Here is a 13553-nt window from a genome sequence, read left to right on the forward strand (position 1 = left end):
GCACAGTGCAGATACGACGTCCCAGCGGACATATCCACTTCACAAATCATGCCCGCCTTGCTCAAAGATAATTTCTCCCTGCATGAACAGCCGGAATGGAACGTCTAACTTGGGGGGGACAAGCTGCCCGACCGCTTCTGGGCGCCCAAGCCGGGAAAGCGGCCGTTCAGCAGGCTACTGTACTTTGACCGCAATGCGCCCCCTTTCCGGCCGTTCGACTGCCGCTTGCTGCCTCCCGAAAGCCGACATTGCTCACGGCGTAGCCAAGCGCAAGCCGATTACTTCGGCGTATATGTTCGAATCCCACCCGGTCCGCCACTTTGGTAAAAACCGGGAACGCCGATTCCCGCCGACTTTTCTCCTTTGGTGGCTACCGGCGTCCTCAATAGGGTGTTTTTTGCTGCCCTCGATGTAGATCGCGTCGTCCGCGATCTCGGCGTGTTGGGCGAAGGCGCGGACATGTTCCCGCCGATAGCCGCCCTTTCCAAGCCGGAGGCGAGTGCGAGCTTCGCTTGCCAGTTCCGGCACGGCCGCTTTGGCGTGAATCTAAATTCAAACAGCAAAGCGCCCGATGGATTGCACCGGGCACTTCTTTCTCAAGTCACCTCGAGATTACTTGGCAGCGAGGATATCGAAATTGCGGACGTTTGTTACCACACCGTCGTCCCATCCGCCTGAGACCAATTCTGAAGCCTTTTCATTCAAGAGTCCGGCGACTTGTCCGGCAAAGTGCGCTTCGCGGCCAGAGTTGTCGGCAAAGATGTCGAAGATGGCGAAGTTGTTCTCGTCAATCTGCAGCGCCGCCCAGAACAATGTCTTGGGTTCGGTATCTGCGACGATGGGGCCGGCGGCGGTCAGCAAGGCTGCCAATTCGGGGCCTTTACCTGGAGCGGCTTCGAGCTTGATGTAAGTTGCGGTTGTTGCCGTGTAGAGATCAACCGGCGCCTTTACCGACAGGACATCGGAGTTGTTGATATTCGCGACAACACCGTCGTCCCATCCTCTGTCCACCAACGCGTCGGCGTTTTGGTTCAGAGCCGCAGCAACCGCTCCTGAGAAGTGAGCGTCGCGTGCTTCTTCATCTGCGAAGATGTCAAAGATTGCGAGCGTATCGTCGGCTTGCAAAGCAAACCAAAGTACAGTGCCCGGCTCTGTTTCTCCCACGATGGGTGCGGCACTAGCCAGAAACTCCGCGAAGGCAGCGGTCTGGCCTTCGGCGGCCGGCATGGCGATGTAGCTGGCAGTGTGATTTTCCATCGGGTTGTCCTGTGCAGTTGCAGAAGTTGTGATCAGAGCCAGTGCGGCGCATGTCTGAAGGATTTGCATTTTCATGGTCGTCTCCTGATCTGAAGTGCACCGTGCTTGGTTTCGATGCACTCTTGTCCCATGCCGGATGCTTCGGAATCCAATTCCGAAATTCTATTGTTCGATAGACAAGGACTATCGAAGTTGGTATGAGGTAGTGCCGGAGATGTGACGGAGAATGCGGCAATGGAAATGAACCAGATCAGGTATTTTCTTGCTGTCTGCGAGCACCGAAACTTCACCCACGCAGCCAGTGCCTCCAATGTCTCCCAACCTTCCTTGACGACTGCGATCAAGAAACTTGAAGACGAGCTTGGAGGTGACCTGTTTGTCAGGGACCGTGCGGGATGCAGGCCTACGTCCCTCGGTAAACTCATGCAGCCAAGGTTGCAGAAGGTTCACGATGAGACGCGACAGGCTAAGGCAGAGGCGGTCCGTCATATGCGCTTGGAGCGGGTTCCAATCTCTGTCGGTGTCGGCGAAACGATTGGCCACAACAGGATTTCGGCAGCTATGGAGCGTACTCGTACGCGATTGCCGCAAGCCGAAATCGAATTGATCGTTGCGTCAACCTCCGAGCTTCTTGCCGGGTTACGAGATAGTGAATTTGACGTTGTAGTCACCGCAGAGAAGGTCAGTGAAGACCTCTATCGTATAGACCATCTCTATGAAGAGGACTACAAGGTCGTGGTGTCAAAGTCGCATCCGTTGTCTGAACTAAATGCGATCTCTCTTTCGGCTCTTGCTAAAACTGACATGCTTGACCGCCTAAATTGCGAAATGCGGGATGTTTTGCATGGGGCCTGCGCGGATCATGGTCACGAACTCTACGCGGCCTATCGGTCAAATCGCGTGGATTGGTTAGTTGAACTTGCTCGGCAAGGGTCAGGTGCGGTGATCCTGCCAGCCACCGCTATTCCTTCGGACATGGGCCTGGTGTCGAAACCCATCGATGGCCTTGAAATATCAAGAACTGTTTTGGCCCTTCGATATCGGCACCAAACGACGAGACCAGAGACAAATGATCTGATCCGTGAGATGACGCGCACGCTGGCGTAGTGAGGTCGGTAATCGACATTCGCCCATCGTGCAGCATTCGTCACTTTGGGCTCAGACCAGACTTTCGCGGCATCACGCTCGAACGTCCGTTCTACTTTTCTTCGAGATCTCGCCCGCAATCCGCCACTTAGCGCTGGAGAAATTGCGCCAGATTGCGGTGAAGGTCACAGCGAACCACACCCATTGTGTGCGGTGATAGTCGTCGGTGACGAGGCCGTACTCTTCAAGAAGCCACCGCGCCGCGTGAGGCGACCTTCGGCGCGGGTAACAGTGGGTGGGTTCTTTTCAATCTTGAAGAGCCGCTTGATTTCCCTGATGACCTCTTCAGCAGACGGCCCCGACTTTGCCGTCGGGTGGAAGTGAATGAACGGCAGGTTTCGGGCGCCGAACGCGGCGCTCCGAACGGCGACAATGGGGTCGTGTTCTGACGGCAGTTTCTGCGTCACGAACAGCGTATTCGCTTGATGGGGTAATGATCCATTTGTCCGTCTTCCGAAAGAAATGTGGCGTGTTCAGCTTGCGCCTGCGCCATCAGGAGATGGTCAAACGGATCACGATGATGCAAAGGCAAAGACATAAGAATCTGCAGGTGTTCGGGCTGTATTTGCAGCAGAGAGAAACCTTCCGCAGGAATGGCTGCTAGAATATCGTTCATATCCGCATCAAGCTTTCCGATACGGATTTTGATCGCAATCTCCCATAATGATACGATACTCACCAGAATATCGTGGACGGGATCTGCGATAATTTCTCGTGCAGTCTCACCCAGCCGGTCGGAGCCCGAAAGCCACAACAGCAACGCATGCGTATCAAGCAGAACCTTCACAGGTCGCGTTCCATGCTTTCAAGAAGGTCCGGCGGTGTCTCATCAAAATCTTCGCTCATTCTGATCCGCCCACGAAGAGCTCCTGGCTGACGACGGGGACGATAGGAAGGAGCTGGCGGACGCAGTTCAGCGACAACCTGATCGTGAGACGTCACGAGGATCGTACTGCCCTGTCTGACCTGACGCAGATACGCTGTCAGGTTTCCCCGGAACTCCCGAACACCGATTTTCTGTGGTAATGGTGCGTTATCTGAAAGATGCTGGCTCATGGTCTCCTCCCCATGTGTCATCATAACATGTACACATAGGGAGGAGGTAGAGAATTCCTGAGGCATGTTTGTTTCAGAGATCAGTGGCTTCCGACAGTGCCAGAGCGTCCTCGACATCCACCCCAAGGTATCGAACCGTACTATCCAGTTTTGAATGACCCAGCAGGATCTGCACGGCTCGGATATTACCAGTTCGTTTGTAAATCATGGCAACCTTAGTCCGGCGGAGCGAATGAGTTCCATATTCCCCGGCGATTAGTCCCACCGCTTGAACCCATTGATCTAAAAGCCGGGCGTATTGCCTTGTGCTCAGGTGAGCTTTGACGCTTTGGCGACTTGGAAAAACATACTCATTCAAGCCACCACCTCGATGTTCCAGCCACGCCCGCACGCTTTCTCGCGTTGTTTCTGTAATTTCGAATTGCACAGGTCGCCGGGTTTTCTGCTGGACGACCATGGCTCGGTGGCGCACCTGACCACTGGTAACGATGTCGCCGATACGAAGGCTGACAAGATCGCAGCCTCTGAGTTTGCTATCGAGAGCAAGATCAAACAAAGCTCTATCTCTGACACGCTGTTCGCTCCCCAGCCAGAACCGAATAGCCCAGACGTGCTTTTCTTTGAGCGCCCGCTTGGCGCCAACCATTTTTCCTGCATTCCAAGGCACGGACGCCTTCAGCGTAGGCGATGGAAAACGCGTTTTCTTTTCCATAATACTTTCTCCTGATCAGCTGCACATGCAGCAATCAGAAGTCTGGAGGAGGACATCGGCGGATAACGAGAATTATTGCCGACCGTCCGCTTTACGGAAACTGGAACGGCTCTTCTTATGACCGAGATGTAGGCGACTGCCGTCTGTCTGTTTTGGTTCGCTTGAGCAGACAGGCGAATTTGGGGGGGAAACAGACAGTCGGCTATCGGGATAGAGTTACCGAAAACAGCCTTTCGCAGTGTTCACATTCATGGCAGGGAGTAGAACTATTCAGGTGATTTCGCCTACTTCACGACAAGTATCACGTCGGCGGCTAAATATTTTCTATAGTTCAAATGCAAGTTCCTTCCATTGGAAGGAACTTGCGGGAAAAATAGGGTATCAGCGAGCAAGCGGATAATCCGTATAGCCTTCTGCACCCTGCGAGTACCAGGTGCGGATATCGTCCTTGTTCTGGGGCAGATTGTCTTCCAGACGACGCACGAGGTCCGGATTGGCGAGGAAAGGCCGACCAAACGAAATGGCGTCCGCAACACCGGTAGCGACTGTCTCGATCGCTTCTTCCCGTGTGTAGTCCTGATTCAGAACCAGCGGCTTCCTGAAGACTTCGCGGATCGGACCATGCAGCTTGGGCTGGTCGGTCTTGCCGAACGTGCCGTTCGGTCCGGGCTCGCGCAGTTCAAGGAAAGCGATATCGAGGTCATTCAGCAGCTTTGCGGCCGGCACAAAAACCTGCTCTGGATGACTGTCGATGCAGCCCTGCGTATCGCCATTGGGGGACAGCCTTACTGACGTTTTGTGCGCGCCAATCGTTGCGATCACGCGTTCGGTGACTTCACGCAGGAAGCGGATGCGGTTTTCCGGCGAACCGCCATATTCGTCGGAACGATGATTGGTGCCGTCCCGCAGAAATTCGTCGATCAGATAACCGTTGGCGGCATGAATCTGCACACCGTCAAAGCCTGCCTGAAGGGCATTGCGAGCAGCATTTTCGTAGTCGTTCAGGATGCGGGCAATGTCCTCCTTGGTGAGAGGGCGGGCGACTTCGGGAGCCTGCTTGCCATCGTACGTATGGAGGGCTTCAGGCGCTTTTGTCGCCGAGCAGGACACAGGTTGCTGGCCCGTCACGCTGCAATGAACCATCCGACCCATATGCCAGAGCTGGGCCACAATCTTTCCGCCCTTGGCGTGAACTGCGGCGGTGATGGGCTTCCAGGCTTCCACCTGTTCCTGCGACCACAGGCCCGGCGCATACGGCCAGCCAAGACCTTCGCGGCTGATCCCGGTCGCTTCTGAGATGATCAGACCGGCTCCGGCCCGTTGCGCGTAATATTCGGCCATGATGGGGGTGGGCACATGATCACGGGTGCCCCGACCGCGTGTCAGCGGCGCCATGAGAATTCTGTTTTTGGCGTAAATGCTTCCCAGTTCAATCGGCTCAAACAGGCTGGTCATGACAGATCCTTCTTAAAAGATGCAGTTCCTATGAATTTGGGAAGCCTCACGAGGAATACAACAGAAGGCTTACAACCTCGTCTGACTTGAGGTGAGCACTGCCTGTCTGCTGAATTGGTGAAGCCGACAGGCAGATTTGGGGGGAGAGCGGAATGTCCGGTAGCGGATCGCAATTTGAAATACCGGACACTCATGCAAACCATCAGTCGGCACTGATCGGGGCAGCCAGGCAATGCTCTCTACACCATGCGGGCACCATCACCGTCTTAGATGCCATTCCACGCTATGGGGGCCGATATCGAAAGCGGTCGGCTGGTTGAACTCCACGTCGACGGGATCGCTCACGAGTGCGCCGATAGCCTGTAACAGTAGTTTATCTAACAACTGAACCGCCGGGTCCGAGTGGCCGCTAGCTGATCGACCGGCCGAAGCTTGGCCCGTGGGGAACAGCCGATCACTAACCCGGACTTCGGGAAGGTCACTGTTGCGCCTGCGCCGCCGCTTAGCCTGTTCTCCCTGCTGCCTTTGCTACCGGGCCAAGCATCACAGATGGTGCGATCCGCAGCGGCAGCCTAAAAAACATCAGTCGGACAAACCACGCCAAAGATCAATGTTTCCCTCACGAGCATAACGATCAATCGTGTGCAGCTCTTGCGCATCAAAGGTAAGATTCTTCAGTGCATCAAGTGAGTCATCAAGCTGTTTGGTATTTCGGGCGCCGACCAGCGCGGATGTAACGCGGGGGTCGCGCAGGATCCATGCAATCGCCATCTGCGCCAATGACTGGCCACGGCCCCGGGCAATATCATTGAGGGCACGGATATGGTTGAGGTTTGCTTCGCTCAGCATATCGCGGCTAAACGAGCCGCCCGCCGCCGCACGGGACGCTTCCGGAACACCGTTGAGGTATTTTCCGGTTAACAATCCTTGTGCCAATGGTGAAAAAGCGATGCAACCCGTGCCCAGTTCATCCAGCGTATCCAGAAGCTCCGTTTCGATCCACCGGTTCAGCATTGAATAGGATGGCTGATGGATCAGCAAAGGGACACCAGCCTCCTGAAGTATCCGGGCAGCTTCGCGGGTTCTTTTCGGTCCATAAGACGAGATACCGATATATAATGCCTTGCCCTGACGGTGCATGTGAATCAACGCGCCCATCGTCTCTTCCAGTGGCACATCCGGAGTAGGGCGATGTGAATAGAAGATATCAACGTAATCCAGCTTCATACGCATGAGGCTCTGGTCCAGTGAGGCCAGAAGATATTTGCGTGATCCGCCATTGCCGTATGGTCCCGGCCACATATCCCACCCGGCCTTCGATGAGATGATCATTTCGTCACGGTGACTCCGAAAATCCAGTTCCACGATGCGACCAAAATTTTCCTCAGCAGAACCAGGAGGGGGGCCATAATTGTTAGCCAGATCAAAATGGGTCACCCCACGATCAAATGCCCGCCTGATCGTCGCCCGACCAGTCTCGAAGACATCTTCCCCCCCGAAATTGTGCCACAGCCCGAGCGAAATCGGTGGCAGATCCAAGCCTGAGCGACCACACCGCCGGAAGGTTGCCTGTTCATAACGCTGCGATGACGGTGTCCATGTCATGATTGAAAATTCCTTCTGTCTTACAGCCGATTATTGTCAGGTATCTGCATAGCCGTTCGCCAACACCCGACTGGTGCACACAAAAATTAGGCACTTTCCCTGATCGCCGAAAGGGCCTTACGATGACCCTGGTTCAACGCAACATTGAAACAGGATCATCTTTTGCGTCACTTCGATCGCTCCGATCTTGCTGATCTGAATGTATTTCTGGCTATTGCGCGCTGCGGCAGTTTCCGCCTGGCTGCCGTTAACCTGAACCTGACGACTTCTGCGGTGAGCCATGCGATGCGTCGCCTGGAAAGCCGGCTCGGCGTGAGGCTCCTGCATCGGACCAGTCGCTCGGTGGCGCTTACGGCAGCAGGTGATGATCTGTCGAAAGCCTTGCACGTTGGGTTCGAGGCCATCGCCAGCGGATTATCAGCGCTCGAAGGACAACGTACAGAGCCAACAGGGCGCCTTCGTCTTAATGTTTCGAAAGATGCGGGGCAGTTACTGCTAGCATCTGTGTGGGAGGATTTTTTTGCTCGTTTCCCGCTCATCCATCTCGACATCACGGTCGATGATCGTCTCACTGATATCGTGGAAAGCGGATATGACGCCGGCATCAGATTCCTGGATCGTGTGCCGCAAGATATGATCGCCATACCTCTTACCAAACCGCTGCGCTGGGTCGTCGCTGGCGCTCCCGAGTATCTGAACCGTCGTGGACGTCCTCTGAAACCCTCGGATATATATCAGCATCAGTGCATTCAGATGCGGATTGGCGATAATTCCACCTACCCCTGGGAATTCGGTAACGGTGACGAGATGATCCGGATCGAGGGCCCTGGTCCGTTACGTCTCAACGATACACAGATGGCTTTGGAAGCTGCCCGACGCGGGCTAGGGCTGGTCTATTGCCTGGAGAGGCGTATCGAAGCGGAGATCGCAGCAGGCACACTGGAAATTGTCCTCCCTGACTGGGCGTCAATGGGTGCACCATTCGCGATCTATTATTCAAGTCGGCGGCATCCTCCATCTGGCCTGAGAGAACTGACGCACACAATTCGCATTGCTGAAAAACTTTGAGGAAAAAAATCGTCATCTGGTTCACTGAGCGCCTGAGGACAGCAGTGCGGTGGAGCAGGCATAAATACGAGGTGACCTGACTGCCGTTTCCGACTGTTATGCCAGCAAGGGAACGTAGTCCCTGCCGACTGGCTCTCCCTTGCGGGTCTCTGTCAGTTCTTGCCTCTGATAGGTGCGAAATCGCGTCGGAGAGGCACCCATTACCCGCTTGAAGGCGTTGCTGAAGGCCGCTTCAGATGCGTAGCCGACAGATTGTGCAATCATTGCGATCGTCTTTTCTCCGTCACGTAGCGCACGCTCCGCAAGGTGCATACGCCACTGTGTCACGTAGGCCAGGGGTGTGACACCCGCTATTTCTCGAAACCGGGTTGCAAAGGCCGTGCGGGACATTCCGGCCGCTTTCGCAAGATCCGGCAGGTGCCATTCCCGGGCAGGATCGTCATGAATAAGTGCCAGCGCCCGTGCGATACGCAAATCGCTTATTGCACGGAGCCATCCGGCACCGCTGTTTTCCGACCGCGAAAGATAGCCACGCAGGATCTGTAAAAACATAAGTTGGGCAAGGCCAGAACACGCAAAGCCCGATCCGGCCTCATGACCTCGGAATTCCTCTACGAGCTGGCCGATCAGCCATTGCAGTTTTTCTGCTTCCCGGCCACCTGCCTGAAGACGGATCAATGAAGGCAGACTGTCCAGAAGAATGCGTCCGCTGACGGCGTCAAGATCGACGTGCCCTCCCATGAGAAAGAAGTCGTCGCCTTCTCCGATCTGAACCACGGTCGGGGCGCCGATGGGGAAAACTTCCAGCGCATCCAATGGTTGTCGTGTCAGGTCTGTACCGAGCACAAATGATTTCGGCGCTGACAGGAGAACAACGTCCCCGGCCTGAAGCGAAACGACCTTTTCACTTCCTTCAACGCGCAGGAACGCTTTCCCCCTCACAATCGTAAAAAACTTGATCTTCGAAGGCGGGGGAAACGCGAGCGCCCAGACTCCGCAAAGGCTGTGGGCGTGATTGATGAACATGGCAATCCCAACATTGATCCCGCGCGGGATGTCAAATCCGTTCCAATGGGGGGTGCGACGCAGGTCTGGTGCGCGACCAGTTCCCGCCTTGCCGAAATGGGAGGCGTATTCTGCGTTGACTGCGATATCGCACCGTTGATGAAGGAACAGTCAGATCAATTTTCGATTTCCGAAAATCACACTGAAGGACGCGACAAGGGCGTTGCCCCCTATGCGATTGATCCTGCTGCGGCCGCCCAGCTCTGGTCCGTTAGCGAACAGATGACGAGCGTGAAGTTCCCTACCTGAGCCGGTTCTTCTTCTGCGCGTCAATTATTGCTTCACGATAGGAAAAAAAATCATGTCCAAGACTCTTCTGATCACAGGGTGCTCTTCCGGCTTTGGAAAAGCCGCAGCTCACCTGTTCGCGAAACGCGGCTGGAATGTGGTGGCGACCATGCGCCATCCGGAAGCGGGGAAGGAACTGGCAGAACTGCCCAATGTCCTCGTCAATCGCCTGGATGTTCAGGATCACGCAAGCATCGTTGCGTCTATTGCCGAGGGTATCGGCCGCTTTGGAGGGATCGACGCCATCGTGAACAATGCTGGCTTCGGTGTTTATAATATTTTCGAGGCCGTTCCGCTGGAAAAAATGCGGGAACAGTTCGACGTGAATGTCTTCGGCCCAATGGAAGTTATCCGGGCGATCCTTCCGCATTTCCGGGAAAAGAAGGCGGGCATGATCGTCAACATTTCATCTGGGATGGGGATATTCGGCCTGCCGACCGGATCGCCTTATAACGCCTCCAAATTCGCACTTGAGGGCTTCTCCGAAGCCATTCAGTATGAACTGGCTGCTGTAGGCGTCACCGTCAAGATCGTTGAACCAGGTGCGGTCCCCGCGACGAATTTCCCCGCCCGGAGCGCCGCAGAAACAGGCTTCAGTCCTGTTCCGGAAGATTACGCGGCTTTCTGCAAGGCAACAGCGGATCTGTTCTCTGGCTTTATCAAGGGAGCGGACAAGGATGCGGTTACCAAGGTTACGGAAACCATCTTCACTGCCGTAACCGACGGGACAGATCAACTCCGCTACCTGCCAACGGACGACATCAAACCCCTTGTCACCGCACGCTGGAAAAAGGGAGAAACCGAATATATGGCAATGATGCGTAATACTTTTATGCCAAAGGGCATATAAATTACCGCTCATTAAAGAGTAGGTAAAAAGCGCACCGAACGAACAGGTCGAGAACGAGCAATTCGCAAAACTTCGTTTTTTGGGGGCGGTTATCAAATCCGGCCGTTTCGCCAGAATTGCGTAGTCCTTGCGATTGCAGATCTCGACTTTCTCTCGGGTAATCGGCCAACCTTGAGGAGAGGTAGGGGGTAACACGGCTCGGACGCGGCCCTAACGAGATCCGAGCTACGGAAGCCTGTGTCCCGATTAGCGCCAGACGACTGGTTCTGCCGAGAGCTGCCGACTACAGCAATTACCCCGAGAGCCGACATTGACTCAAGCAATGTCGACTCAAATCGTTGCGCTTTATGCGTACCGAGCATCAGTGTCTCGCACCCGTTAATCGCCACGTGCTACGATCCCCTTCGCGGATGGGAACCAATCTGCTACAGTTGTCCTAGCGAGGGAGTTCGAATGCTGCGCCTGAAGTCAATTGAAATTTGCAATTTTCGCGCGATTAAGCATGGGACCATCCGGCTCGATCGTTACTTGACGGTGCTGGTCGGGGAAAATGCCTCCGGAAAGACCGCGATCCTAGATGCGATCGGCTACGCCCTGACACCGTTGTTCGCTGGCGCGCTAAGAGGTCGCTCAGTGGTAGAGTTCGACGACTTTCGGGTCGAGGGTCTTGCTGATCCCGCCGGCGAGATCACGCGCGTGCCGATAATTACACTCGTTACCGAGACTGATGACGAAGAGTGGACGATCGATTTCAAACTCGATCATGATGGTCGGCGACAAAACATTTCGGGCGTCCTGAGCGGGCCGGTTCGTAATCTCCCCAAGGAAGTCGCTCGAAACGAACCTGGTGGTGCCCCAATCGTCGTCAGCTACATGGCAGATCGCGGCATGCCCTCAAAGAGGTCGGCCTCGGCGGCGGCAAATGCGAAGCGGCATGCCGGGGCGACCGGGCGTGCTGGTGGCTATATCGGCGCCTTAGATAGCCGGGCAGTGTTCGAAGAGGCCGTGGAATGGTTCGAAGCGATCGAGAATCTTGAGTTGCGCAACAATCGCGAGATAGCTGGCAGCTATCATGATCCACGCCTTGAGGCTGTCCGGCGGGCGATAAAGAAGCTGGTACCTGGCTTGTGCAATCCCCGAATGGTGGGCCTTCCACCGCGCCTGATGGTCGATGCAGTTTTGCCAGAACGGCCACCCGAGAGCCTGTCAGTCGATCAGTTGAGCGGCGGCTACCGGGCGATGCTTGCGATCGTCATGGATTTGGCGCGCAGAATGGCGGAGCTCAACCCAGATCTGCCCGAGCCGCTTTCCACGGGCGGCATCGTGATGATTGACGAGATCGACCTGCACCTGCATCCAAAGTGGCAGCAATTGGTGGTCAATGGTCTGCGAACAGCTTTTCCGCAGGTGCAGTTTATCCTAACCACGCACAGCCCCCAGATATTGACTACGCTCGACCCGAAAAATATTCGGAACCTCAAATGGCGTGACGGAAAGCTTCTCCAGGAGGACGTGCCGTCCACCTCCGGCGCAGAGGCGGGCCGCCTTCTGGCGGAAGTGATGGGCGTCTCCGAGCGACCGCCGGCCACGATCTCGAGGTTCGTTGATCTGCTCGACAGGTATCGCAATATTGTCCTGCAAGAGAAGTGGGACTCACCGGAAGCGAATACGCTCTTGAGCGAACTTCGCGAAGCGTCGCCGGACGACCCAATCCTGGGCGCGCTCAACCTCGAGCGCCGACGCCTTTCAGCGCAGAAGCGGAGAGCAGCTGATGAAGCATAGTTCCCCGTTACCCGCCGCCCCTCATCTATTCGCGGAGTATCTTGCCAACGCCGCGCCGGCGACTTGGAAGGGCTTTCGTGCAGAGGCGCGTGACGCGTATGACGAGCTATGCGAGGCTCTAAGTGCACGTCAGCGTGGGCTATGCGTCTTTTGCGAGATCGACCTCATCACGAGCCAGGGCTTTCATGCGCGTGAGATAGAGCATTGGCGGCCGAAGTCGCTGGACCAGCATGGCGCGATGGACTGGACCTTCGGAATTAATAATCTGCAATTGGGCTGTCTCGGTGGCTCAAGACGATGGCCGCTCGCCGACCACGACCGCACAGGCGATCCCAAGCCAGGGCCGAACCTTTCCTGCGGCGCATCGAAGGGCAACCGGGATCCCGCACTCCCCATGGATGGGGTGCTACCCTACCGACCATCAGATCTGCCCGAAGGCCCTACCATGTTTGTCGTTGCAAGCAACGGTGAAATACGGCCAGTTGGCAATTGCGCGGCACATGGTCTCGATGCCGCTCGGCTGATCGCAACTATCGCTTTCCTCGGTTTGAACTGTACCCGGTTGAAGAACGCCAGGGAGGCGATCTTACGCTCCCTCGACGAGGCGCTGCTTCAGTATCTGGAAAACGCCGAAGGCAACAGCGAAGACGAGCGCTTCGATGTGGCTTATCAGAATCTTGCACGCGATTCCGCCCCAGATCCCGTTGGCAATCTACCGCCCTTCGTATCAACAATCCGGTCGTTCTTTGGGCCGAACCTGGATCCGGTGCTTTTTCCAATTTCGGGCTGGTCGAACGGCGATTGAGCCCGAATGTATCGGGCGTTGTGTTGATGCAGGGGGCGCCATATCAGGTTTTGGCGAAACCGGTAAGTCCGTTTAGCGCGTGACAAGCAGACAGGCTGCTTTCGCCTTCATCTCGGTCGTTTGGACCACAAGATTATTTGTCAAATAGCGGACATCAGCGCTTCAAAGCCTCGTTGTAGAGCTTGTCTGGATTTCACTGATTACACCTATTGAATGATTCCAAGACACAGGCAGTCCCCCAATGGACGTTACGGTGAAAATTTCAGCGATACGGACTTTTGATCGGATCATATGACAAGCACATCCTTATATCCTTGTCATACTGCCCCATAGTATGTATCCTTGTCATACTGCCCCATAGTATGAAAGGATACTCAAGGGCAGTATATTCGGAGTAAACGTTTCGTGCCGCACACACCAGCTGAGAAAAAGCGCGTTCTGACCCGCGTGCGCCGTATTCGCGG

Annotated in this window: 14 protein-coding genes; 6 read left to right on the top strand and 8 right to left on the bottom strand. The window is 55.4% G+C overall.

Features of this window, described 5'->3' with window-relative positions:
* Positions 1 to 612 precede the first annotated feature (612 nt).
* Complete coding sequence (locus B7449_RS15965) at positions 613 to 1332, bottom strand: putative quinol monooxygenase (RefSeq protein ID WP_010518206.1); 720 nt, start codon at positions 1330 to 1332, stop codon at positions 613 to 615.
* 159 nt (positions 1333 to 1491) lie between these two features.
* Between B7449_RS15965 and B7449_RS15970 the strand changes: the two genes are divergently transcribed.
* Positions 1492 to 2364, top strand: a complete 873-nt coding sequence (locus B7449_RS15970; protein WP_010518204.1) for a LysR family transcriptional regulator — start codon at positions 1492 to 1494, stop codon at positions 2362 to 2364.
* Between the two features lie 164 nt (positions 2365 to 2528).
* Here B7449_RS15970 and B7449_RS15975 read toward each other — a convergent pair whose 3' ends face one another.
* The 6 genes from B7449_RS15975 to mgrA all read right to left on the bottom strand — a co-directional run bounded on the left by B7449_RS15975 (position 2529) and on the right by mgrA (position 7231).
* Positions 2529 to 2810: a hypothetical protein gene (locus tag B7449_RS15975; protein WP_082084917.1), complete on the bottom strand. Its 282-nt coding sequence runs from the start codon at positions 2808 to 2810 to the stop codon at positions 2529 to 2531.
* Positions 2807 to 3190 (bottom strand): type II toxin-antitoxin system VapC family toxin, encoded by a 384-nt coding sequence (locus tag B7449_RS15980; RefSeq protein ID WP_048883815.1) that lies wholly within the window; start codon positions 3188 to 3190, stop codon positions 2807 to 2809. Before B7449_RS15980 ends, B7449_RS15975 begins: the two co-directional genes overlap by 4 nt.
* A complete protein-coding gene (locus B7449_RS15985) occupies positions 3187 to 3525 on the bottom strand; it encodes a type II toxin-antitoxin system Phd/YefM family antitoxin (RefSeq protein ID WP_012813325.1) in 339 nt (112 codons plus the stop codon). Before B7449_RS15985 ends, B7449_RS15980 begins: the two co-directional genes overlap by 4 nt.
* Before the next feature lie 7 nt (positions 3526 to 3532).
* The gene (locus tag B7449_RS15990) at positions 3533 to 4171 is read right to left on the bottom strand and encodes a tyrosine-type recombinase/integrase (protein WP_048883816.1); all 639 of its coding nucleotides are present in this window, start codon (positions 4169 to 4171) and stop codon (positions 3533 to 3535) included.
* Between the two features lie 381 nt (positions 4172 to 4552).
* Positions 4553 to 5626 carry an alkene reductase gene (locus tag B7449_RS15995; RefSeq protein ID WP_048883817.1) on the bottom strand — a complete coding sequence of 358 codons (1074 nt, stop codon included), beginning with the start codon at positions 5624 to 5626 and terminating at the stop codon, positions 4553 to 4555.
* 582 nt (positions 5627 to 6208) lie between these two features.
* The gene (gene mgrA / locus B7449_RS16000) at positions 6209 to 7231 is read right to left on the bottom strand and encodes an L-glyceraldehyde 3-phosphate reductase (protein ID WP_048883818.1); all 1023 of its coding nucleotides are present in this window, start codon (positions 7229 to 7231) and stop codon (positions 6209 to 6211) included.
* A gap of 144 nt (positions 7232 to 7375) precedes the next feature.
* Between mgrA and B7449_RS16005 the strand changes: the two genes are divergently transcribed.
* Positions 7376 to 8299, top strand: a complete 924-nt coding sequence (locus B7449_RS16005; protein ID WP_048883819.1) for a LysR family transcriptional regulator — start codon at positions 7376 to 7378, stop codon at positions 8297 to 8299.
* Between the two features lie 96 nt (positions 8300 to 8395).
* Here the strand turns inward: B7449_RS16005 and B7449_RS16010 are convergent, their stop codons facing one another.
* Positions 8396 to 9325: an AraC family transcriptional regulator gene (locus B7449_RS16010; protein WP_048883820.1), complete on the bottom strand. Its 930-nt coding sequence runs from the start codon at positions 9323 to 9325 to the stop codon at positions 8396 to 8398.
* Between B7449_RS16010 and B7449_RS16015 the strand changes: the two genes are divergently transcribed.
* From B7449_RS16015 to B7449_RS16030, 4 genes are all read left to right on the top strand, one after another.
* Positions 9311 to 9613, top strand: coding sequence for an SDR family NAD(P)-dependent oxidoreductase (locus B7449_RS16015; RefSeq protein WP_209426750.1), 303 nt, complete (start codon positions 9311 to 9313; stop codon positions 9611 to 9613). The two genes, B7449_RS16010 and B7449_RS16015, sit on opposite strands and share 15 nt — an antisense overlap.
* A gap of 52 nt (positions 9614 to 9665) precedes the next feature.
* A complete protein-coding gene (locus B7449_RS16020; protein ID WP_048883821.1) occupies positions 9666 to 10502 on the top strand; it encodes an SDR family oxidoreductase in 837 nt (278 codons plus the stop codon).
* 453 nt (positions 10503 to 10955) lie between these two features.
* Positions 10956 to 12284: an AAA family ATPase gene (locus tag B7449_RS16025; protein WP_048883822.1), complete on the top strand. Its 1329-nt coding sequence runs from the start codon at positions 10956 to 10958 to the stop codon at positions 12282 to 12284.
* A complete protein-coding gene (locus B7449_RS16030) occupies positions 12274 to 13089 on the top strand; it encodes an HNH endonuclease family protein (protein WP_048883823.1) in 816 nt (271 codons plus the stop codon). Before B7449_RS16025 ends, B7449_RS16030 begins: the two co-directional genes overlap by 11 nt.
* Positions 13090 to 13553: the final 464 nt, after the last annotated feature.

It is taken from the genome of Komagataeibacter intermedius TF2, from assembly GCF_000964425.1.
In the GTDB taxonomy this organism is placed as follows: domain Bacteria; phylum Pseudomonadota; class Alphaproteobacteria; order Acetobacterales; family Acetobacteraceae; genus Komagataeibacter; species Komagataeibacter intermedius.